The sequence below is a fragment of the Actinospineispora eucalypti genome (genome assembly GCF_039543365.1).
GTDB classification, from domain to species: Bacteria; Actinomycetota; Actinomycetes; order Mycobacteriales; family Pseudonocardiaceae; genus Pseudonocardia; species Pseudonocardia eucalypti.
Genome location: NZ_BAABJP010000068.1, coordinates 263426 through 285672, shown reverse-complemented (window position 1 = coordinate 285672; position 22247 = coordinate 263426). Strand labels below are relative to the sequence as shown.

Here is a 22247-nt window from a genome sequence, read left to right as displayed (position 1 = left end):
CATCTGTTCCACCCGATCGCGGGTCAGCACACCGAGGTGCCGGCCAGGGGCGGTCGGGGAAGGAGGACCGACCGTGGCCACCGACCCGTCAGCCGCCCCCGAAGAGGACCGCCGGCTGCACCGTGCCCTGGGCACCGTCTCCCTGACCGCGATGACCCTGTCCAGCGTGATCGGATCGGGCTGGCTGTTCGCCGCCTACAACGCGGCCAAGGTGGCCGGCCCGGCGGCGTTGTTGTCCTGGGTCATCACCGGGGTCGCGACCTTGCTGGTGTCGCTGGTGTTCATCGACCTCGCGTTCCGGTGGCCGGTCACCGGCGGCAACGTGCGGTGGCCCCAGCTGGCCTCCGGGCCGATGGTCGGCGCGGTGGTGGGCTGGGCGGTGTTCCTGCAGGCCGTGTATGCGGGGCCGAGCGAGGCGACCGCGCTGATGCAGTACGCCGGCCGGTGGATACCGGGTCTGGTCGAGCACGAGACCCTGACCGTGCCGGGCCGGATCTTCGCCGTCGCGGTGCTGGGCCTGTTCTTCTTCGTGAACATGTTCGGCGTCCGCCTGGTGGCCAGGGTGAACAACGTGGTCACCGCGATCAAGATCGCCGTACCGGCGCTGACCGTGGTGTTACTGCTGGCCAGCGGGTTCGACACGACCAACTACGAGGTGGGCGGCGGGTTCGCCCCCTACGGGCTGTCCGCCGCGCTGACCGCCGTGGTGGGCAGCGGCCTGGTCTACTCGTTCACCGGGATCAACGCCGCCGCCGTGCTGTCCGGGGAGGCCGCCGACGCCCGGCGCACGGTCCCCCGCGCCACGCTGATCGCCCTGGGCTTCTCCTTCGCCCTGTACCTGGGTCTTCAGCTGGCCATGCTGTTCACGCTGCCCACCGGGATGCTCGGGTCGGGCTGGCACGGGATCAACCTGAACTCGCCGCTGGCCGAGCTGGCCAGCCTGGTCGGCATGGTGTGGCTGTCCTGGCTGCTGCTCGCCGACGCGGTGTTCTCCCCGGCGGGCAGCATGCTGGTCTCGGCCGGGGTCAAGGGCCGCTACAGCTACGGCGCCGCGCAGAACGGCATCCTGCCCCGGTTCTTCGCCTCGGTGCACGCCGGCAGCGGCATCCCCCGGCGGGCGCTGCTGCTCAACCTCAGCGCCGGCGCGGTCATCATCCTGGCCTTCGGCAGCTGGAAGTCCATCGCCAGCTCACTGAGCTTCTACTACGGCCTCAGCTACGCGGCGGTGTCCATCGCGGTGTCGGTGCTCTACGCGACCGCGCCGGACCGGGGCTGGCTGGGCCGCTGGAGCCAGCCCGTAGCGTTCAGCTCCTTCGTCCTGTCCGGGCTGATCCTGTACTGGTCGACCTGGACCAAGGTGCGCGTGGCCATCCCGCTGCTCCTGGTCGGCTACCTGATCTACCTCTGGCGCGCCCGCCGCTCCGGCCACCGGGGCGGGATGTGGATGATCTGCCTGCTGCTGGCCCTCACCGGGCTGTCCTACCTGGGTAGTTTCGGCGGCGTCGGCTTCCTCCCCGCCCCCGTGGACAGCATCCTCGTCGCCCTGGCCTGCGGGCTCGGCTGGTGGTTCGGGCTGCGGTCGGGGATCGTGTGGCGGCGCGACGCGGACTCCACCACCGACCGGCCGAACCCCAACTCGCAACTCGAAAGGACCCGATGAGCACGACGACCACGCAGGGCCTGCACTGGGACAGCACCAACGCCCGCGCGCGGGGCTGCAAACGCTGGTCCGAGTACCCGCCCGAGGTCCTCGACCTGGGTGTGGCGGAGATGGACGTCTCCGCCTGCCCGCCCGTGCTGGAGGCCGTCCGGGACGCGGTGGCGGCCGAAGCGCTCGGCTACCCGCTGCCCGACAGCCACAGCAAGGTGCCGCCGGCGGCCGCCGCGTGGCTGTCCGGCCTCGGGCTTTCCGTGCGGGCCGAGCACATCCGCGTGGTCCCCGACGTCATGCGCGGCATCAGCGTCGCCCTGCACCGGCTCACCCGCCCCGGCTCGCCGGTGGTCATCCCCACCCCCGCCTACCCCCGGTTCTTCGAGGCGGCCGCGCTGGTCGACCGCGAGCACCTGGAGGCCCCGCTGCGCCTGGACGAGAACGGCTGGCGGCTCGACCTCGAGGCGATCGAGCACGGGCTCGCTCGCGGCGCCGGCAGCGTGCTGCTGTGCAACCCGGTCAACCCGGTCGGCGCGGTCATCGGACCCGACCAGCTGCGCGCGCTGGCCGAGCTGGTGGACCGCCACGGAGCCCGGGTCATCACCGACGAGGTGCACGCGCCGCTGCGGTTCGGCGCCGGGTTCACGCCCTACGCCGCGATCAGCCCGGCGAGCCGGGCGCACACGGTGACCGTCACCAGTGCCACCAAGGCGTGGAACTTCCCCGGCCTGCGCACCGCCGTCGTGGCGCTCACCGCGCCGGAGGACCGCACGGTGTGGGACGGGCTGGCGCACCTGGAGACCAGCGGGGCGAGCTCGCTGGGCGAGGTGGCCACGGTGGCCGCGCTCGAGCACGGCCAGCCCTGGCTGGCGGCGGTACTGCGCGACCTCGACGCCAACCGGCGCCTGGTGTCCGACCTGCTCGAACGGGCCGGGCTGCGCGCGCTCTACCAGGTCCCGGACGCCACCTACTTCGCCTGGCTGGACCTGCGCGCCTGGGACGACCGGCCGGCCGCCCGGCTGCTCGACTCCGCCAAGGTCGCCACCGGCGAGGGCGTGTCCTACGGCCGGGCCGGTACCGGGTTCGTCCGGCTCAACCTGGCCACCGAGCCCCAGGTGCTGACCGAAGCGGTCACCCGCATCACGGCCGCCCTCAACCGCTGAGGCGGTCAGACCGGCAGCTCGGCGGCCGAGGCGTAGCTGGTCCCGGCGCCGTCGACCCGCCCGGGCCGCCGGGTGGTGACCTCCTGCAGCAGCCAGCCGTTGCCGTCCGGGTCGGCGAACGTGGCGAACGAGCCGTAGCTGGACCGGTCGGGCGCCGGCCCGCCGGCGCGGCCGCCCGCGCCTTCCGGCTGGAACTGGGCACCCGGGGTCTCCGCGTGGAACGTCCCGCTCACCCGTACGCCGACGGCGGCCAGCGCCTCGCGGGCCGCCTCGATGTCCGGGACGACCAGGTACAGGCCCTGGGCGGAGCCCGGCGGAGCGGTGGTCACGTTCGTGCCGAACTGCACCGAGGCACCCGAGCCGGGCGGGGTGAACTGGATGATCCGGAACCCGTTGTCGAACGCGAAGTCGGCGTCCAGCCGCCAGCCGAGGTTCCGGTAGAACTCCTTCGCCCGGTCCACGTCCGCGACCGGGATGACCACCGCTTCCAGCTTCAGCTCGACCGCCGTCGTACCCATCGTGCCCTCCTCAGGCTCTCCCGGGGCGAACTCTAGGGATGCCGGGAACGGCGGCGCTCCCGTCGCCTGACGCCGTGGCTGTACGTCACGCCGAGGCTCAGTAGGACCTCGGCAGGCCGAGGCTGTGCTGGGCGACGAAGTTGAGGATCATCTCCCGGTTCACCGGCGCGATGCGCAGCAGCCGGGCCAGCCCCCAGTAGGGCAGCAGCCCGAACTCGGCCGAGACGCCGTTGCCACCGTGGGTCTGGATGGCCGAGTCAACGGCGGCAATGGCGGCCTCGGCGGCGGCGTACTTGGCCATGTTGGCCGCCTCCCCCGCCGGAAGGCCCCGGTCGTGCAGCGCCGCCGCCCGGTGGGTCATCAGCGCGGCCAGCTCGGTCTCGATCTTCGCCTGGGCGAGCACGTGCGCGACCCCCTGGTGCGCGCCGATCGGGCGGTCCCACACCTCGCGCTCCCGGGCGTACCGCGCCGCGCGTTCCAGGGCGTAGCGGGCGATGCCGACGCACAGCGCGGCCCCGGTGATCCGCTCGGGGTTGAGCCCGTGGAAGACCTGCCGGAAGCCCTGCCCCTCCGCACCGACCAGCGCCGAGGCCGGCACCCGCACCCCGTCGAGGCGCAGCGTGAACTGCCGCTCCGGGAGCATCACGTCGACCGGCAGCGGGGTGGCCGTGAGCCCGGGCGCATCCGTCGGGACCAGGAACAGGGACAGCCGCGCGGCGCCGCCCTCGTCCCGGCCGGTCCGGGCCACCAGCAGCAGCGCCCGCGCGGTGTCCACACCGGAGATGTAGTACTTCTCGCCGTCGAGCACCCACTCGTCGCCGACCCGGCGGGCGGTGGTGGTCAGCCGGTGGGTGTTGGAGCCGGCGTTCGGCTCGGTGATGGCGAAGACGACCTTCTCGCGGCCGCCGGCCAACCCGGGCAGCCACTCCTTGCGCTGCTCCTCGGTGCCGAACTCGGCGATCACTTCGGCCGAGATGGCGGCGGTGACCAGGAGCAACAGGATCGGCGCGCCCCGCGCGGCGATCTCCTCGCACACGATCGTCAGCTCGGCCAGCCCACCGCCCCCGCCGCCGTACCGCTCGGGCACGTTCACCCCGATGAACCCGGCGTCCCCCAGCGCGTGCCACAGCTCGGTGCACTCCCGCCCGGCCCGGGCGTGCTCGACGTAGTAGTGCCCGCCGAAGGACGCGGCGATCGCCCCGACCGCCGCACGCAGGTCGCGGTGCTCATCGCTGTCGAAAAGTGATTCGCTGTTCACTAATGGTGGACGGTACCGCACGGCTGCCATGATGAGAAGATGACCGCCGCACCCTCGCCGGCCACCCGCGCCCGCCGCGACCCGGGCCGCCGGGAGCTGATCCTCACGGCCGCCGCCGAGCTGGCCGCGAGGCGGGGCTTCCACACGATCGGGATGGCCGACATCGGCGCCGAGGCGGGCATCGTCGGCTCCGGGCTGTACCGGCACTTCGCCAGCAAGGACGCCATCCTGGTTGCCCTGCTGGACCGGGTGATGAACCGGCTCCAGGACGGGGCCGTGCGCATCCTCGCGGAGGCACCGGACGACGCCACGGCACTGTCCGCGCTGGTGGAAGACCACATCCGGGTGGCGATCGAGGACCGCAGCGTGCTCGCGGTCTACCACCGCGAGGTGCACAACCTGCCCGAGCGGGACCGCCGGCGGCTGCGCCGGGCGCAGCGGCACTACCTCGAGGACTGGGTGCACGTGCTCGCCCCGCTGCGCCCGGAACTGGCCGACGGCGAGCTGCGGCTGGCCGTGCACGCGGCGATCGGGGCGATCCAGTCGACCCTGTTCTTCCGCAGCGGCCTCGACCCGGCGCGCCTGGCCGAGCAGCTCGCCCGGATGACCCACGGGTGCCTCGGAGTGCCCGCGCGATAGTGAACAGAGTTTCACTAACCCCTTGCCCGTGTGGCCCCGCTCACGCCATGCTGGACCCCGGGACACCGCAGCGGAGGAGCGCCGATGACCGGATCCGACCTGCCCGACCCGGCCCTGCTCGATGTCGAGACCCTGCGCGGGCGGCGCGCGGTCAACCGCTGGGAACGCACCTCGGTCGGCGACATCCTGGAGCGGGTGACCTGGAGCTACCCGGACCGGATCGCGCTGACCGGGGTGGACGGCGCCTACGGCGCGGACCGCTTCGCCTCGGTCACCTACCGGCAGGCCGACGCCGCCGCCAACCAGTTCGCGCACGCGCTCGCCGCCGAGGGCCTGCGCGAGGGCGACCGGGTGCTGTTGTTCTGCGAGAACTCGGTCGAGGCACTCCTGGCCAAGATCGGGATCGCCAAGGCCGGCATGGTCGCCGTGCCGCTCAACCCCGGCCTCGCCCCGGACGTGGTCGAGCACCTGGCCAGGCTGACCGAGCCGGCGTTCGTGCTGGTGGACGCGGAGCTCTGGCCCCGGCTCGAACCGGTGCTGGCCGCGACCGGCCCGGCGCCCGGGGCCACCGTCACCGTCGGCGGCGGGCCGGTCGCCGGCAGCCCGGCGTTCGCCGACCTGATCGAGAACCGGCCGGCCACCGAGCCCGACGTGCTGATCCACGGCGACGACATCTGGCAGCTGTTGTTCACCTCCGGCACCACCGCGATGCCGAAGGGGGTGATGCTCTCGCACCACACGGCCCAGACCGCCGGGCTGAACTTCGCGCTGTCGCTGTCCCGGGGCCTGCGCCACGACAGCGACCTGCGGCTGTGCACGTTCCTGCCGATGATCTACCACATCGGCGACGAGATCTTCCCCTTCGGCGCCTTCGTCGCCGGGGGCGAGCTGGTCATGGGCCGGCGCCCGGCGCCGGGCCCGGTCGCGGCGGCCGTCGCGGAGTCCCGCTCCACCGCGTTGTGGGCCGGCTCCCCGCAGTTCGTCACCGCCCTGGCCGAGGAGTTCGACCGCCGGCCCGAGCTGGACCTGACGGCGCTCACCACGCTGGTCTACGGCTGGGGCGCGCTGGCGCCGTCGCTGGTCAAGCGACTGGAGAGCCGGGCAGCACCGCAGTTCGTCACGCTGGGCATCTTCGGCCAGACCGAGGCCATCGCCTGCCACCGCTTCTGGCCGACCCGCTGGCCGTCGGCGCACGCCCGGTCCGCGCCGGCGGTGAACTACGTCGGGGTGCCGAGCGGGATGCTCGCCTCCGACGTCGTCGACGAGCTGGGCCGGCCGGTGCGGGGCGGCCAGGCCGGCGAGGCGGTGTACCGCTCACCGATCATGACGGCGGGCTACTACCGCGACCTGGAAGCCACCCGGCAGGCCTTCCGGGGCGGCTGGTTCCACTCCGGCGACAGCGTGGCCGTCGACGACGACGGGTTGCGGATCATGCTCGACCGCTACAAGGACATCGTGAAGACCGGCGGGGAGAACGTGTCCAGCCTGCGGGTGGAGGCCGTGCTCTACCAGCACCCCGACGTGCTCCGCGCGGCGGTGATCGGCCTCCCCCACGAGCACTGGGGCGAGGCGGTCACCGCCGTCGTGGTGCCGCGCGAGGGAGCCGCTCCCGAGGCCGACGAGCTGATCGCCCACTGCCGCGCCCACCTGGCCGGCTACGAGACCCCCAAGGCCGTGGTGTTCGCCGGGCAACTACCCGAAACGGTCGGCGGAAAGATCCTCAAGTACAAGCTGCGCACCGAGCACGCCGGGCTGTACTCGGCGTAGTTGCTCTGTCCCGGGGAGCCGCGAACACGCGGCTCTGTGCGCGGTGCCGGTTCGAAGGACGGCCCGTCGGGCCTTCATGGTCAAGTCGCCATGAGAGACCCTTCTACCGACCAGTAACATCTCTCAGAGCGACTTGACCACGAATACCCCGCCCGCACGTGACGGCACGCCACCCAAGAGCCGAGCGCGCGTTTGCAACCTCCCAGGGCAGCGCTAACTGCGGGTGTGCTCGCGCAGGAGGGCCGCCGTGGCCTCGGGTTCCTCCCACCAGAACAGGTGTCCGGCGCCGTCGAACAGGTGCAGGCGCGCGCCGGGGACGAGCGCGGCGATGCGCTCGCCGTTGACCGCCGGGATCCCCACGTCCCCCGTGCCGTGCAGCACCAGGGTGGGCGTGCGCACGCCCGGCAGCCGGTCGGCGGTGTCGTGCGCCAGCGCGGCCCGGAACTGCATCTGCACCACCGGCGCCGGGACCCGCACCGCCAGCGCGCATTCCCGGTAGGTGGCGAAGTGTCCCGGGTCCGCCCGGTACCGGGGTGAGAGGTTGGCCTCGTACCCGGTGGTCAACGCGCGCTCCACCTCTCGCGCACCGATCGCCGCCACGATCTCGTGCGACGCCTCGCCCATGACGCCCTCCGGGCCGCCTGCCCAGGTGCATCCGAGGGTCAGCGTGCGCACCCGCTCCGGGTGCCGCAGCGCCAGCTCCTGGCCGATCATGCCGCCCAGCGAGATGCCGAAGACGTGCGCACCCGACCAGCCGAGCGCGTCCAGCAGGCCCGCCGCGTCGTCGGCCAGGTCCGCGATGGAGAACGGGTCGTCGGCGCGCGAACTGGTGCCGATCCCCCGGTGGTCGTAGGCCACCACGTCGTAGTCGGCCTCCAACAGTGCCAGGAACGACTCACCCCAGAAGCGGTGATGCCCGCTCATCCCCTGCACCAGCAACAACGGCTCGCCGCGCCCGCTTCGCCGGTAGTGCAGACGCTGTCCGTTGGTGTGCGCGTGCGGCATGGCCCCAGTGTCCGCGCGGGGCTTACCGGCGGCTTTCGGCAACCCTTGCGCGGGACGCGAGCAATCACTATGTTTTCTGTCACTAAACGACCCGTTTGCGGAGGTGCCGGAATGACCGCCGAGCTGGGCGCCCGGATCCGCGAGCTGCGGGAGCACGGGGGTCAGAGCCTGCGCTCGGTGGCCTCGGCGGCCGGGATCTCGCCGGGGTTCCTCAGCCAGATCGAGCGGGGCAACGCGAACGCCACGGTGAGCACGCTGCGGGGGATCGCCACCGCACTCGGGCTGACCACGGCCGACCTGTTTGGCGACGACGACCTGACGGCGTCGCGGGTGCTTCGCCGGGCCGACCGCTCGGAGCTGCCGACGGGCGGCCGGTCGAAGAAGTACCTGCTGTCCCGCCGCCCGCTGCGCAACCTGGAGGTGTACTGCGGCGAGCTGGCCCCGGGCGAGGGCACCGGCGACCCGTACACCCACGGCGAGGCCCAGGAGATGTTCCTGGTGGTCCGGGGCCAGGTCGAGGTCAGCCTCGACGGAACGCTCTACCGGCTGTCCGACGGGGACAGCATCGAGTACCGCACCGACGTGCCGCACACCGCCCGCAACCTCGGCACCGACGTCGCCGAGGTCCTGTGGATCATCTCACCGCCGCACCGCGGATAGGGGACGCGCGATGGCCCGACGACCAGCACCGACCCGCCGAGGACTGACCGCGCTGGCCGCCGGGCTGGCCGTGCTGAGCGCGTGCGCACCGGGCGCACCCGACCCCGCGAAGCTCGACCTGGGCGCCGGGCCGCCGGTGGCCGGCACGGTGAAGACCGGCGCGCTGCGCGACTACATCCTCACCTTCGTCTCCTACGGCGGCCTGTTCCAGGAGGGACAGGAGAAGGCGGCCGTCGAGCCGTTCGCCGCCGAGTCCGGCGCGGAAATGCTCGGCGACGGCCCCACCGACCAGGCCAAACTGCAGGCCCAGGTGCGCTGGGACAACGTCTCCTGGGACATCGTGGACACCGACGGGGTGTTCGCGGCGGCCAACTGCGGAACCCTGTTCCAGCCGCTGGACCCGGCGATCGTGGACACCAGCAAGATCCCGGAGGACCTCCGGATCAACGCCTGCTCCATACCGGCGATGAGCTACGGGTACGTGCTCGCCTACAACACCCGCAAGTACGGCGCCAACCCGCCGACCGGCTGGCGGGACTTCTTCGACACCGCCCGATTCCCCGGCAAGCGGTCGATCGTGGGCACCCCGGGCGACGCCGCGCCCGGCCCGATGGAGGCCGCGCTGATCGCCGACGGCGTGGCCCCGGACGCGCTGTACCCGCTGGACATGGACCGGGCGCTGCGCAAGATGAGCACGATCCGGGGCGACACGGTGTTCTGGACCACCGGAGCGCAGGCCCAGCAGCTGCTGGAGTCCGGCGAGGTGGACATGTCGATGATCTGGTCCGGGCGGGCCTACGGGGCGGTGCGCAACGGCGCTCCCTACGCCGTGCAGTGGAACCAGTTCTTCCCGGTGTTCGACGCGGTCTCGGTGCCGAAGAACGCCCGCTCGCCGAAGGCGTCCATGGCGTTCATCAACTACTACCTGGGCGCCCGCCAGCAGGCGCGGCTGACCGAGCTCACCAGCTACAGCCCGATCCATGTCGACGCCGCGCCCCGGCTGGACCCGCTGGCCGCCTCCTTCCTGACCACCACGCCGGAGAAGAAGCGGCTGGCGGTGCGGATCGACCTGGGCTGGTGGGCGGCGAACCTGGACACCGCGATCAAGCGGTACAACGACTGGCTCTCGGGGGGCAGGTAGCGATGGCCTACGCCGAAGTGCTGACCACCGACGCCGCGCTGGCCGGCCGGCAACGGCAGCGGGCGACCCGTTCCTGGTGGCTGCTGCTGAGCCCGTCGCTGCTGCTGATGGCGGCGTTCTTCCTGCTCCCGCTGGTGTTCGTGGTCTGGCTGACCGCCACCGACGGCGCCGGCTTCCTCGGCAACATCGGCTGGTACCTGAGCGATCCGGTGCAGCGGGCGGTGCTGGTGCGCACCTTCACCGCCGCCGGCCTGGTGACGCTGAGCTGCGCGGTGGTGGGTTACGGCTACGCCTACCTGATGGCCAGCGCCTCGCCCCGGGCCCGGATGGTGCTGACGATCATCGTGCTGATGCCGTTCTGGACCAGCCTGATGGTGCGGACCTTCGCCTGGGTGATCCTGTTGCAGGACAACGGGCTGGTCAACAACGCGCTGGCCGCCGCCGGCCTGGGCCGGTGGTCGCTGATCCGCACCACGGCCGGCGTGGTGATCGGCATGGCCCAGATCCTGCTGCCGCTGATGGTGATGCCGATCTACGCCACGATGACCCGGATCGACCGGGGGCTGCTGTCGGCCAGCGCCACCCTGGGCGCCCGGCCGGCCACCACGTTCCTGCGCATCTGGCTGCCGCTGTCGCTGCCCGGGGTGGGCGCCGGGTCGCTGCTGGTGTTCATCAGCAGCCTCGGCTTCTACGTCACGCCGGCGCTGCTCGGTTCGCCGGACAGCTCGCTGATCAGCCAGCAGATCTTCGCGCAGGTCTCCGGCCTGCTGGAGTGGGGCCGGGGCGGGGCCATGGGGCTTTCCCTGCTGGTGATCACCGGCGCACTGCTCGCGGCGGCGGCCGGCACGCTCGCCGCCTGGCGGTCGGTGCGGCGCTCACGGGGGCTGTCGTGAGGCCGCGGCCCGACTGGGCGCCCGACCCGGCGCGGGTGCTGCTGTGGTGCCTCGGGGCGCTGGTGGCGATCTGGCTGGTGGCGCCCTCCCTGGTGGTGATACCGCTCAGCTTCACCGACAAGCCGTCCTTCGCGTTCCCGCCCAGCGGCTGGTCCACCCAGTGGTACGAGCGGTTCTTCACCGACCGGAGCTGGCGGCGCGCGCTGTTCTCCAGCCTCCAGGTCGGGCTGCTGGTGGCCCTGCTGGCCACCGCGGTGGGCACGGCGGCGGCGCTGGGCATGGCCCGCCACCAGCACCGGGCCAACGCCCCGATCCGCGGCTGGCTGATCGCGCCACTGATCATCCCGGTCATCGTGCTCGCGGTCGGCGTGTACGCGCTGTTCCTGCGTTGGCACCTCACCGGCACGCTCGCCGGGTTCGTCGGCGCGCACACCGTGCTCGCGCTGCCGCTGGTGCTGATCGCCGTGTCGAACAGCCTGCGCCAGTTCGACCGGCAGCTCGAGGACGCCTCCGCCGTGTGCGGCGCCGGCCGGTGGACGACCTTCCGGCACGTGACGCTGCCCGTCATCGCCCCCGGGATCGGGTCCGGAGCCCTGTTCGCCTTCGCCACCAGCTTCGACGAGGTGGTGCTCTCGCTGTTCATCCAGAGCCCGTACCTGCAGACGCTGCCGGTGAAGATGTACGGCTCCGTCACCCGGGACACCGACCCGACCATCGCGGCGGCGTCCTCGCTGATCCTGGTCGTGACCACGGTGATCACGGTGGCCGGCGGCATCCTGACCACGAGGAGGTCCCATGCCGGGTGAACCGCGCACCGCCGGAGCGGGCGCTTCGATCGAGCTCCGCGCACTGACCAAGGTCTACGACGGCGGGCCGGTGGTGGACGCGATAGACCTGCGGATCGCCGCCGGCGAGTTCGTCACGCTGCTCGGCCCGAGCGGCTCCGGGAAGACCACCACCCTCAACATGCTGGCCGGTTTCGTGCCGGTGAGCTCGGGCGAGATCCTGGTCGACGGGCAGCGGGTGGACGACGTCCCCACCCACCGGCGTGACCTGGGCATGGTGTTCCAGAACTACGCACTGTTCCCGCACATGTCGGTGGGCGAGAACGTCGAGTACCCGCTGCGCCAGCGCCGGATCGACCGCCGGGCCCGGCACACCATGGTCGCCGAGGCGCTCGGCCTGGTCGGCCTCGACGGCTTCGCCCGCCGCCGGCCGCGCGAGCTGTCCGGCGGCCAGCAACAGCGGGTCGCGCTGGCCCGCGCGGTGGTGTATCGGCCCGGGGTGCTGCTCATGGACGAACCCCTCGGCGCGCTGGACAAGAAGCTGCGCGACCAGCTCCAGCTGGAGATCCGGCACATCCACGCCGAGCTGGGCACCACCTTCGTGTTCGTCACCCACGACCAGGACGAGGCGTTGGCGCTGTCCGACCGGATCGCCGTGTTCAACCACGGCCGGATCGAGCAGGTCGGTACCGGGGAGGAGCTCTACGAGTCCCCCGGCTCGATGTTCGTCGCCCGCTTCCTCGGCGAGTCGACCCTGCTGCCCGGCCGATCCCGGGTCGACGGCCCCGCCTCGGTCGTGGAGGTGTTCGGCCGGCGCGTCCGGGCCGAGCGCGGCACGCCGCTGGACGCCGCCGACGCCGTCGTCATGCTCCGCCCGGAACGCATCACGCTGGTTCCCCGGAGCACCGACGACCCGCCGGCCGGCCGCAACGCCGTGCCCGGCGACGTGGTCGACCAGGTCTACCTGGGCAACGCCCGCAAGGTGCTGGTCCGGCTGCCGGACGGATCCGAGGCGCACGTCCGCGAGCCCACGACCGGGCGCGGCGACGCCCGCCCCGGCGACCCGGTGTGGCTCACCTTCGACGCCGCCGACGCCACCGCACTCCCCAACCGGAACGGCAGCTCATGACCGACAGGACCTATCACTCCGGCGACGTGTCCGGCCTGCTCAACGGCCGCGTCTCGCTCTGGTACGACGAGATCGGCATCCCGGCGCGCGGCCCGGCGCTGCCCGGCGACGCGTCCGTCGACGTGTGCATCGTGGGCGGCGGGCTGACCGGGCTCTGGACGGCGTACCACCTGGCCACCCACCAGCCGGACCTGCGGATCGCCGTGCTGGAGAAGGAGTTCGCCGGCTTCGGCGCCTCCGGGCGCAACGGCGGGTGGCTGTCCGCCGAGCTCGCCGGCAACCTGGAGCGCTACGCCGCCACCGGTGGCCGGGACGGCGTGGTCCGGCTGGTCCGCGCGATGGAGCAGGCCGTGGACGAGGTGATCACGGTGTGCGACAAGGAGGGCATCGACGCCGACATCGTGAAGAACGGCGTCATGCACGTCGCCCGTTCCGAACCCCAGCTGGCCCGGATCGACCAGACCCTCGCCCATCACGCCACCTGGGGCATCGACGAGTCGCACGAGCGGCGGCTGAGCCGGGGCGAGGTGCACGAACGGGTCCGGGTGGAGGGCGCGCTGGGCGCCGTCTACAGCCCGCACTGCGCCCGGGTCCAGCCGGCCAAGCTGGTGCGCGGCATCGCCGATGCCGTTCGCCGGCTGGGCGTGACGATCTACGAGGGCACCGAGGTCACCGCCATCGGGCCCGGCCGGGCCGTCACGCCGCACGGCGTGGTCCACGCCGAGCACGTGCTGCGCTGCCTGGAGGGCTACACCGCGTCGATCGCCGGCCGGCGGCGGGAGTGGTTGCCGATGAACTCCTCCATGGTGGCCACCGAGCCGCTGCCCGAGCACGTCTGGGCCGAGATCGGCTGGGACGGCGCCGAGCTGGTCGGGGACAGCGCGAACGCCTACAGCTACGCCCAGCGCACCGCCGACGGCCGCATCGCGATCGGCGGCCGGGGCGTGCCCTACCGCTACGGCTCGCGCACCGACCGCGACGGCATGACCCAGCGGTGGACCATCGAGTCGCTGGCCGCGATCCTGCACAGCCAGTTCCCCGCCACCGCGGGCATCCCGCTGACCCGGGCCTGGTGCGGGGTGCTCGGGGTACCGCGCGACTGGTGCGCGAGCGTCACCCTGGACCCGGCGACCGGCCTCGGCTGGGCCGGCGGCTACGTGGGAAGTGGTCTCACCACCACCAACCTGGCCGGCCGCACGCTCGCCGACCTGGTGCTGCGCCGGGACACCGAGCTGGTACACCTGCCGTGGACCAACCGGCGGGTGCGCCGGTGGGAGCCCGAACCGCTGCGCTGGCTGGGCGTGCGCGCCATGTACCTGCTCTACCGGGAGGCGGACCGCCGCGAGGCCACCGGCCTGCGGCAACCCAGCCGGATCACCCGTTTCGCCAACCGCCTCACCGGACGGTGACCCGCGTCCCGCCCGCTTGACACCAACTCGTACTAAGGGTTGCCTTACCTCTCGTGAATCTTGCCAAGATCGCGCTGGAAGAGGCCTACAAGCATCCGGACGACGTGCGGGACTACCTCGCCAACGGCGAGCAGCTGCGCCAGCTGGCCGCGGCGTCCGGCCCCGAAGCGGCGGAGTGGTACCGCGACGCGACGCTCCGCCTGGCGGACTTCGACGAGCGCCGGCTGGCCGCGATGGACGAGCACGGCATCGACCACGCCGTCCTTTCCCTCGCCGCCCCGGGCGTCCAGGCGATCGTCGACACCGGCCGCGCGGTCACCGAGGCCCGCCGGCAGAACGACTTCCTGGCCGAGCAGATCGCCCGCCACCCCACCCGCTTCTCCGGCTTCGCCGCGCTGCCCATGCAGGACCCCGAGCCGGCCGCCGCCGAGCTGGGCCGGGCGGTGGGCGAGCTGGGGTTCAAGGGTGCGCTCATCAACGGCTACACCAACGTCGACGACGCCGAACACGGTCGCTACCTGGACGAACCGGTGTACGAGCAGTTCTGGGCGGCGGCCGTCGAGCTGGGCGTCCCGGTCTACCTGCACCCCCGGCCGAGCCTGCCCGCCACCCACGCCCCCTACGCCGGCCACCCGCAGCTGCGCGGCACCGCCTGGGGGTTCGGCACCGAGGCGGCCACCCACGTGCTGCGGCTGATCTTCAGCGGGCTGTTCGACCGGCATCCCGGCCTGCGGCTGATCGTCGGGCACCTCGGCGAAGGCCTGCCCGCCCAGCTCTGGCGCACCCAGTACAACTTCAACCTGAACCCGATCGGCAAGCACATCGAGAAGACCCTCCCGGAGTACTTCGCCGACAACATCCTGGTCACCACCAGCGGCAACTTCTCCGATCAGGCGTTGATCAACGCGATCCTCACGGTCGGCGCCGACAACATCATGTTCTCGGTCGACTACCCGTTCGCCGACACCGCGACCGCGGCAAAGTGGATCGAGACGACCCCGATCAGCGAGAAGGACCGCCGCAAGATCGCCAACGGCAACGCCGGGCAGCTCCTGGGCATCAAGTTGTCCTAGTGTCCCGCGATGCCTTCGTCCGGCGGCGGGTGGCACCGGTGCGATAGAGGTGGGCGAGCAGGCCGACCAAGTCGGCGGTGGCCGGGTGCGGGTCGTCGCGCCACCACACCAGCCGCACCGGCACCGGTGGGGCGTCACGCAGCGGGCGGAAGACCACGCCCTGGCGCCGGTACTGGGTGAGCGTGCCCTCGGCGGTGACCCCGACGCAGCGGCCGCTGGCGATGACGGCCAGCCAGTCGTCCACGTCGTGGATCTCCTCCACCTCCGGGCGGGCGCCGGCGGGCCAGAGGTCGACGCCGGTGGTGCCGGTGCGCCGGTCGATGGCGAGAACCCGGTCGCTCAGGTCGGTGACGCGCAGTTGCCGGCGCCGGGCCAGGGGATCGTCCGCGGCGAGCGCGCAGTAGCGGGCCTCCAGCCCGACGACGGCCCCGTCGAAGCGGGCGGGGTCGAGCCGGTCGGCCCCGGAGGGGGACCGCACCACCGCGACGTCGCAGGCACCCTCGGCCAGTCCGCCGGACGGGGTGTTGGTGCGCACCAGGTGCAGCGACACGTCCGGGTGCGACGCGGCCCAGCGCCGTTGCAGCTCGACGGTGTGCTCGCCCAGCGCGGCCCAGGCGTGGCCGAGCCGCAGCCGGGTGTGGCCACTGCGCGCCTCACCGACCAGATCGTCGACCTCGGCGAGCACCCGGCGGGCCCGGGCCAGCACCCGCTCCCCCGCCGAGGTCAGCACCACCTCACGACTGGTGCGGCGCAGCACCCGGACCCCGAGCGCGTCCTCCAGCGCGGCGAGCGCGCGGGACACCGACGGCTGCGTGACCCCGAGCCGCACGGCGGCGTCGGTGAACCCGCCCGCGTCGGCGATCGCCACCAGACAGCGGAGATGCCGCAGCTCCACATCCATGCGTCAAACGTATCAATGAACCAATCAATGCATTTTGCGGATCACTGGCCGGTACTCATTCTGGCCGTATGGACACCGAGACCCAGCTACGGGAGCAAGCACCGGGCCGCGCCAAGGGCATCGCGCTGCTCCTCGGTGGCGCCCTGTCCAACCAGACCGGTGCGGCCGTGGGCGCGCTGGCCTTCGACGCCATCGGCCCGGTCGGCGTGGTGGTCGTGCGCCAGTGGGTGGCCGGCGTCGCCCTGCTGGTCCTCGGCCGGCCCCGGTTGCGAGCCTTCACCCGGCGCCAGTGGTGGCCGGTGCTGGCGCTGGCCGCGGTCTTCGCCACGATGAACCTCTCGCTCTACACGGCCGTCGACCGCATCGGGCTCGGCCTGGCGGTCACGCTGGAGTTCCTCGGACCGCTCGCGGTCGTCGTCCTGGGCGCGCGCAACCGCGCCACCCTGGGGTGCGCGGCGCTCGCCGCGGCCGGTGTCGTGCTGCTGACCAGGCCACAGCCGTCCAGCGACGGCATCGGCATCGGCCTGGCCCTGCTCGCCGCCGCCTGCTGGGCGTGCTACATCCTGCTCAACCGCACGGTCGGGCAGCGGGTACCCGGCCTGGAGGGAACGGCGGCCGCCGGTGCGGTTTCCGCGCTCGGGTACCTGCCGATCGGACTGGTCGTCCTCCTCGCCCACCCTCCGACGCCGGCCGCCCTCGCCTGCGCCTCGGCGGCGGGCCTGCTCTCCTCGGCCGTGCCGTTCGCGGTCGATCTGCTGGCGTTGCGCCGGGTCCCGGCCCATTTCTTCGGCATTCTCATGAGCGCCAACCCGGTTCTCGCGGCCGGCATCGGCGCCGTGGTGCTCGGCGAGGCGCTGGTCACCCTGGACTGGTTGGGGATCGCGCTGGTGGTCACCGCGAACACGATCGCCGTGCTCGTCACGTCCCGGGTGGGTACCGTCCCAGCATGAAGATCGGGCTCGTGGTCATGGACGAGAACCCGGCCGACGCGCTGCGCATCGTGCGCGCGGCCGGGCCGGCGTGCACTCACTCTGGACCATCGACTACTACAACCGCAGCAGCCTGACTCGCGCCTCGGCGTTCGCGGCCGCGTCCGAGAACGCGATCGTGGGCACCAGCGTCACGCCGTTGTTCGCCCGCTCGCCACTGGCGCTCGCGGCGGCCGCCTCCGACGTCCAGGCGATCGCCGGGGGCCGGTTCGTGCTGGGCGTGGGCAGCAGCACCCGCCGGATGAACCAGGACTGGTACGGCGCCGCACTGACCAACCCCGCCCCGCGGGTGCGGGAACGGATCGACCTGATCCGGCGGCTGATCGCGCACCGCGAGGGACCGTTCCACCACGAGGGCCGGTTCGACCGCCTCGCGCTGGCGCACTACGACCGCACCGCGCTGCCGGACAACCTGACCATCCTGGCCGCGGGCGTGGGCGAGCACATGGTCCGCGCCGTCGGCGAGTGCGCGGACGGGTTCGTCGGGCACACCATCGCCTCCGCCGGCTATTTGCGTGACATCGCCCGCCCGTTGCTGGCCCAGGGCGCCGCCCGCGCGGGCCGGGACGCCGCCGGCCAGCGGATGACCACGCAGATCGTGGCCTCGGCGAGCACCGACCGGCGCCTCGCCCGCCGGGACGCCGCCGCCCAGGTGGGCTTCTACGCCACCCCCAAGGGCTACGACGCGCTCTTCCCCGGCGGGGTGTTCGCCGCCGAACGGGTCGCCGCGCGGGAGGCCCTCGCCCGGGGTGACCTGTCCGGGGTGGTCGCCGCCGGGGACGCGATGGCCGGCGACCGGGCCGTGTTCGGCACGCCGGAGGACGTCGCCGTGCAGCTGAGCCGCTACGCCGGCGTGGTCGACTGGGCGCTGCTCTACCCACCGCACTTCGGCGTCGACCAGGAACGGGTGCACGCCAACGAGCTGAGCCTGATCGAGGTCGCGTCCGCCTGGACCGGCTGACCCGCGTCAGGAGGCGCCGCGGTGCCAGGCGCTGATCACCATCAGGGTCTTGGTGCCGGTGACCCGGCGGGAGCGGCGCAGCGAGTCGATGACCCGCTGGAAGTGCGGGATGTCCCGCACCCGCACCCGGAACAGCGCGTCGGGATCGCCGGCGATCGTGTAGACCGCCTGGACCTCGGGCACCGAGGTGGCCTCCCGGGTGATCGTCTCGATGTCGGTGGTCCCGGTGTAGCGGACCTCGGTGAACGCCTCGATGCCCCAGCCCAGGCGGGCGTAGTCCACCCGGGCGGTGAACCCGGTGATCACCCCGAGCTCGCAGAGCCGGTCCACCCGGCGCTTCGCCGCGGGAACGGAAAGCCCCACGATGCGGCCCAGCTCGGCGAAGGTGCGGCGGCCGTCCTCGACCAACAGCTCGACCAGCCGGCGATCCAGGTCGTCCAGCTCCGGGGGGCCAGAAAGGCGCTCGTCGCGCAATGTCATTAACCAAATCTACCCATACAGCGAAAGTATTTGCGTCTGGATGGGCAGTTTCGGACAACTATCTTGCCCGCCGCGGGCCACGCGAGTGTGCTCGTCGGTACGCCCGGCAACGCCGACCAGGAGGCCAGCAATGTCGCACCTCGACGTCCCCGCCGCGCTCGAGCAGCGCGATTTCGAACAGCTCGTGCTCTGTCGCGACCCCGGCGCCGGGCTGCGCTCGGTGATCGCGGTGCACGACACCACGATGGGGCCGTCGCTGGGGGGCGTGCGCATGCGGTCCTACCCCGACCACGAGGCCGCGGTGCGGGACGCGCTGGACCTGGCCGAGGCGATGACCTACAAGTCTGCGCTGGCCGGGCTGGCCCTGGGCGGCGGCAAGAGCGTGATCAACGCCGACCCCACGCCGGAGAACAAGGCGCGGCTGCTGCCGGCGCACGCCCGCTACGTGGCCTCGCTCGGCGGCCGGTACATCCCCGGGGTCGACATGGGCACCACCGCCGAGGACATGGAGCTGATCGGCCGGTGGGCACCGGTCGTGTCCAGCCGGTCGGACCCCTCGGCGTCCACGGCTCGCGGCGTGGTCAGCGCCATGCGCGCCGCCCTGGCCTGGCTGGGGACCGACCGGCTGGACGGGGTGCGGGTGGCGGTTCAGGGACTCGGGAACGTCGGCCGGCACGTGGCCCGGATGCTGCACGCCGAGGGCGCCCGGCTGCTGGTCGCCGACATCGCGGCCGACCGGGCGCGCGCCGCCGCCGGCGAGCTGGGCGCCGAGGCGGTCGACGGGCGGGACCTGCTCCGGGCCGACGTCGAGGTGGTCTGCCCCTGCGCGGCGGGCGGAGTGATCACCGAGGCCGTGGTCGACCAGCTGAAGGCGCGGCTGGTCGTCGGCGCGGCCAACAACCTGCTCGCCGCTCCCGAGCTGGCCGGCGCGCTGGCCGCGCGCGGCATCGCGCACGTGCCGGACTTCGTGGCCAACGCCGGCGGGGTCATGGAGTGCGAGGCCGAGATCCGGGACGACTTCAGCACCCTGGCGGCCCGGGTCGACGCCATCGGCGACACCACCACAACCATCCTGCGGCGCGCGGCCGAAACCGGAAAAGACGTGGTCACGGTGGCCGTCGAGCTGGCCAGGGCCAAGCTCGCCGCGAACCGCGCCGACCGGCCCGCCTTCCCCACGAGCTGAACCCACGAGCACAGGAGCCACACCATGACCGAGACTACCGTCGGCGCCTACCTGGCGACCCGGCTGGCCCAGCTCGGCGCCCACCACCTGTTCGGGCTGCCGGGCGACTACAACCTGAACCTGCTCGACGAGATGCTCACCGTCGACGGCATCCGCTGGACCGGCACGGCCAACGAGCTGAACGCCGCCTACGCCGCCGACGGGTACGCCCGCACCGGCCGGCGGCCGGCCGCCCTGGTCACCACCTACGGCGTGGGCGAGCTGTCCGCGCTCAACGGCATCGCCGGCAGCTACGCCGAGGACGTGCCCGTGGTGCACATCGCGGGCATGCCCTCCCGGGCGGCCATCCAGGCCGGCGCACCGATCCACCACACCTTCTTGGACGGCGACTTCGGCCGGTTCCAGCGGATGTCCCGCGAGGTCACCGCCGCGCAGGCGATCCTCGAGCCGCACACCGCCGCCGACGAGATCGACCGGGTGCTGCGCGTCGCCTTGGACACCAGCAAACCCGTCTACCTGGGGGTTCCCCTCGACGTCGCCCGCGCCGCCGTGCCGGCCGACGCGCTGCGGCAGCCGTTGCGGAGCTCGGAGAGCGAGCCCACGGCGGTGGAGGAGTTCCGCGCCGCCCTCGAGGCCCGGCTCGGCCGGGAGACCGGGATCTGCCTGCTCGCCGGCCACCGGGTGCACCGGCGGGGCCTCGAGCCCGTGGTCGCCGGCCTGGCCGCGCTGCCCGGCGTACGGCTGGCCACCCAGCCGGGGGCCAAGGCGATGCTGGACGAGGACCACCCGGCCAGCCTCGGCACCTACACCGGCGCGACCACCCAGTCCCCGAGCACCCGCGACGCGGTGGACCAGGCCTCGGCGCTGGTCATGGTCGGCACCGTGCAGAGCGACTTCACCACCGGCTTCTTCACCCACCGCTACGACCCGGCCACCGCCGTCGAGCTGGCCATCGACCACGCGCGCATCGGCCGGGCGATCTACCCCGGCGTGCGCCTGGAGGACTCCCTGCCGGTACTCGCGGAGCTGGTCGAGCGGCACGCCTTCCCGGACGCCGAGGCCGTCACCCCGGCCGGCGCGGTCGCCGCACCCGCCGGGGAGCTGGACGACCCCCTGGACCACGCGGGGCTGTGGGCCGAGCTGCAGGCCTGGATCCCGCCGGCCACCACCGTGGTCGCAGAGGCCGGAACCGCCTACTACGGGGCGCTCGACCTGCGCCTGTCCCCCGAGTCCGACCTGCTCGGGCAGCCGGTGTGGGGGTCGATCGGCTACACCCTGCCGGCCACCCTCGGCGCCGCGCTGGCCCAGCCGAACCGCCGCCCGGTGCTGATCATCGGCGACGGGTCCGCCCAGCTCACCATCCAGGAGCTCGGCACCATCGATGCCCACGGCATCCGGCCGGTGATCCTCCTGCTGAACAACAACGGCTACACCGTGGAACGCCTCATCCAGAGCCCGGAGGCCGCGTACCAGGACATCACCCCCTGGGACTGGACCCGGATCCCCGCCGCCCTGGGCGCGCCGAAGGTCGAGACTTCCACCGTGCACACCCCCCGCGAGCTGCGGAGTGCCCTGGAGAACGCCGCCGACCCACACCGCGCCGCGTTCATCGAGGTCGTCCTGCCGCCGCTGAACGCGCCCCGGCTGCTGGCCGAGATCGCCCGAGGACTCGGCGAGGCGAACGCGGCGGCCGGCCGGGGCTGACCTCCCGGCGGGCCCGGGTGATGACCAGGAGGGCACCGGCCAGCAGCACGGCGGCGCCGACGACCTGCAGCGGGTGGAAGGTCTCGCCGAGCAGCACGAAGGCGCAGAGCGTGCTGACCGCGGGCACCGTGAACATCATCAGCGACGCCGAGGCCGGCCCCACCGAGGCCACCGCCCGGTAGTAGAGCAGGTTGGCCAGCGCGGCGGCGCCGACCGCCAGGTAGGCGACGTTCAGCCAGAGCCCGGTGGACAGCCGCGCCCAGGGCACGTGGGCCAGGTCCGGCGCCGCGAGCAGGGCCAGCAGCGCCGCGCCGGTGACGGTCGCGTAGGTGGTGGCCCGCAGCGGGTCGACGCCGGCCAACACCCGGGGGGCGAGCAGCGTGTAGCCGGACCAGCACAGCGCGGCGAGCAGGTAGCACACGTCGCCGGCCAGCCGGGTCGAGCTGGCCGGGGTGGCCCCGCCGCCCGCGCCGACGAAGAACACCGCCGCTCCGGCCAGGCCCAGGGCGAGGCCGGCCAACCGCGCCGCCGACGCCCGCTCACGGCCGGCCAGCAGCACGAACAGACTGGTCAGCACCGGGCTGAGCACCGGGATGAGGATGCCGCCGTCGAGCGAGGGGGCCAGCGAGAGCCCCCAGAAGAAGAACCCGTTGTAGGCGAACACGCCCAGCACCCCGGCCAGGCAGGCCCGGGCCCGCATCCGGAACGGAACCGGCGCCGCCGGCTTCCCGAACACGGCCACCGCGCACACCAGCGCCAACGCGCCACCGCCGAACCGCAACAGCGCGGCCACCGCCGGCGGCACCTGCTCGACCACCGCCTTGGAACTGGCGAAGGCGCTGCCCCACATCAGCATCGTGAGCGAGAGACCCAGGTAGGCCTGGGCCTGCGCGGTCCGGTTGCCCTCCATGGCCGCACCCTGACACCGGTGTCCCGGT

Annotated in this window: 21 protein-coding genes; 15 read left to right on the top strand and 6 right to left on the bottom strand. The window is 73.0% G+C overall.

The window, feature by feature from the left end:
• The first annotated feature begins 73 nt into the window (after positions 1-73).
• Together ABEB12_RS41675 and ABEB12_RS41670 are read left to right on the top strand one after the other, a co-directional pair.
• On the top strand, positions 74-1660 hold the full coding sequence (locus tag ABEB12_RS41675) for an amino acid permease (protein ID WP_185065820.1): 1587 nt from the start codon (positions 74-76) through the stop codon (positions 1658-1660).
• A complete protein-coding gene (locus ABEB12_RS41670) occupies positions 1657-2814 on the top strand; it encodes an aminotransferase class I/II-fold pyridoxal phosphate-dependent enzyme (RefSeq protein ID WP_185065819.1) in 1158 nt (385 codons plus the stop codon). Before ABEB12_RS41675 ends, ABEB12_RS41670 begins: the two co-directional genes overlap by 4 nt.
• Before the next feature lie 5 nt (positions 2815-2819).
• Here the strand turns inward: ABEB12_RS41670 and ABEB12_RS41665 are convergent, their stop codons facing one another.
• Both ABEB12_RS41665 and ABEB12_RS41660 read right to left on the bottom strand, forming a co-directional pair.
• A complete protein-coding gene (locus ABEB12_RS41665; RefSeq protein WP_185065818.1) occupies positions 2820-3332 on the bottom strand; it encodes a VOC family protein in 513 nt (170 codons plus the stop codon).
• Between the two features lie 97 nt (positions 3333-3429).
• Positions 3430-4590 (bottom strand): acyl-CoA dehydrogenase family protein, encoded by a 1161-nt coding sequence (locus ABEB12_RS41660; protein ID WP_425572323.1) that lies wholly within the window; start codon positions 4588-4590, stop codon positions 3430-3432.
• A gap of 39 nt (positions 4591-4629) precedes the next feature.
• On the opposite strand from ABEB12_RS41660, the gene ABEB12_RS41655 reads away from it, so the two are divergent.
• Together ABEB12_RS41655 and ABEB12_RS41650 are read left to right on the top strand one after the other, a co-directional pair.
• Positions 4630-5229 carry a TetR family transcriptional regulator gene (locus ABEB12_RS41655; protein WP_185065816.1) on the top strand — a complete coding sequence of 200 codons (600 nt, stop codon included), beginning with the start codon at positions 4630-4632 and terminating at the stop codon, positions 5227-5229.
• Positions 5230-5313: 84 nt separating this feature from the next.
• Positions 5314-6996, top strand: coding sequence for an AMP-binding protein (locus ABEB12_RS41650; RefSeq protein ID WP_185065815.1), 1683 nt, complete (start codon positions 5314-5316; stop codon positions 6994-6996).
• 213 nt (positions 6997-7209) lie between these two features.
• Here ABEB12_RS41650 and ABEB12_RS41645 read toward each other — a convergent pair whose 3' ends face one another.
• Positions 7210-8001: an alpha/beta fold hydrolase gene (locus ABEB12_RS41645; RefSeq protein ID WP_185065814.1), complete on the bottom strand. Its 792-nt coding sequence runs from the start codon at positions 7999-8001 to the stop codon at positions 7210-7212.
• Between the two features lie 111 nt (positions 8002-8112).
• On the opposite strand from ABEB12_RS41645, the gene ABEB12_RS41640 reads away from it, so the two are divergent.
• The 7 genes from ABEB12_RS41640 to ABEB12_RS41610 are packed head-to-tail and all read left to right on the top strand — an operon-like array spanning position 8113 to position 15091.
• A complete protein-coding gene (locus tag ABEB12_RS41640) occupies positions 8113-8661 on the top strand; it encodes a cupin domain-containing protein (RefSeq protein ID WP_185065813.1) in 549 nt (182 codons plus the stop codon).
• 10 nt (positions 8662-8671) lie between these two features.
• The gene (locus ABEB12_RS41635; protein ID WP_185065812.1) at positions 8672-9802 is read left to right on the top strand and encodes an extracellular solute-binding protein; all 1131 of its coding nucleotides are present in this window, start codon (positions 8672-8674) and stop codon (positions 9800-9802) included.
• Between the two features lie 2 nt (positions 9803-9804).
• Positions 9805-10695, top strand: a complete 891-nt coding sequence (locus tag ABEB12_RS41630) for an ABC transporter permease subunit (protein ID WP_185065811.1) — start codon at positions 9805-9807, stop codon at positions 10693-10695.
• Positions 10692-11501: an ABC transporter permease subunit gene (locus ABEB12_RS41625; protein WP_185065810.1), complete on the top strand. Its 810-nt coding sequence runs from the start codon at positions 10692-10694 to the stop codon at positions 11499-11501. Before ABEB12_RS41630 ends, ABEB12_RS41625 begins: the two co-directional genes overlap by 4 nt.
• Positions 11491-12609 carry an ATP-binding cassette domain-containing protein gene (locus tag ABEB12_RS41620; protein WP_185065809.1) on the top strand — a complete coding sequence of 373 codons (1119 nt, stop codon included), beginning with the start codon at positions 11491-11493 and terminating at the stop codon, positions 12607-12609. The genes ABEB12_RS41625 and ABEB12_RS41620 overlap by 11 nt, the downstream gene beginning before the upstream one ends.
• Complete coding sequence (locus ABEB12_RS41615) at positions 12606-14018, top strand: FAD-dependent oxidoreductase (protein ID WP_185065808.1); 1413 nt, start codon at positions 12606-12608, stop codon at positions 14016-14018. The genes ABEB12_RS41620 and ABEB12_RS41615 overlap by 4 nt, the downstream gene beginning before the upstream one ends.
• A 53-nt stretch (positions 14019-14071) precedes the next feature.
• On the top strand, positions 14072-15091 hold the full coding sequence (locus tag ABEB12_RS41610; RefSeq protein ID WP_185065807.1) for an amidohydrolase family protein: 1020 nt from the start codon (positions 14072-14074) through the stop codon (positions 15089-15091).
• Here the strand turns inward: ABEB12_RS41610 and ABEB12_RS41605 are convergent.
• Positions 15078-15992, bottom strand: coding sequence for a LysR family transcriptional regulator (locus ABEB12_RS41605; RefSeq protein WP_185065806.1), 915 nt, complete (start codon positions 15990-15992; stop codon positions 15078-15080). The two genes, ABEB12_RS41610 and ABEB12_RS41605, sit on opposite strands and share 14 nt — an antisense overlap.
• 68 nt (positions 15993-16060) lie before the next feature.
• On the opposite strand from ABEB12_RS41605, the gene ABEB12_RS41600 reads away from it, so the two are divergent.
• Both ABEB12_RS41600 and ABEB12_RS41595 read left to right on the top strand, forming a co-directional pair.
• Complete coding sequence (locus ABEB12_RS41600) at positions 16061-16942, top strand: EamA family transporter (RefSeq protein ID WP_185065805.1); 882 nt, start codon at positions 16061-16063, stop codon at positions 16940-16942.
• Positions 16943-17012: 70 nt separating this feature from the next.
• Positions 17013-17942, top strand: a complete 930-nt coding sequence (locus tag ABEB12_RS41595) for an LLM class flavin-dependent oxidoreductase (protein WP_185066197.1) — start codon at positions 17013-17015, stop codon at positions 17940-17942.
• Positions 17943-17948: 6 nt separating this feature from the next.
• Here ABEB12_RS41595 and ABEB12_RS41590 read toward each other — a convergent pair whose 3' ends face one another.
• Positions 17949-18422 (bottom strand): AsnC family transcriptional regulator, encoded by a 474-nt coding sequence (locus ABEB12_RS41590; RefSeq protein WP_185065804.1) that lies wholly within the window; start codon positions 18420-18422, stop codon positions 17949-17951.
• A gap of 130 nt (positions 18423-18552) precedes the next feature.
• On the opposite strand from ABEB12_RS41590, the gene ABEB12_RS41585 reads away from it, so the two are divergent.
• Positions 18553-19605 carry a Glu/Leu/Phe/Val dehydrogenase gene (locus ABEB12_RS41585; protein WP_185065803.1) on the top strand — a complete coding sequence of 351 codons (1053 nt, stop codon included), beginning with the start codon at positions 18553-18555 and terminating at the stop codon, positions 19603-19605.
• 24 nt (positions 19606-19629) lie between these two features.
• Positions 19630-21309, top strand: coding sequence for a thiamine pyrophosphate-binding protein (locus ABEB12_RS41580; protein WP_185065802.1), 1680 nt, complete (start codon positions 19630-19632; stop codon positions 21307-21309).
• Here ABEB12_RS41580 and ABEB12_RS41575 read toward each other — a convergent pair.
• A complete protein-coding gene (locus tag ABEB12_RS41575; RefSeq protein WP_185065801.1) occupies positions 21212-22219 on the bottom strand; it encodes an EamA family transporter in 1008 nt (335 codons plus the stop codon). The two genes, ABEB12_RS41580 and ABEB12_RS41575, sit on opposite strands and share 98 nt — an antisense overlap.
• Positions 22220-22247 lie beyond the last annotated feature (28 nt).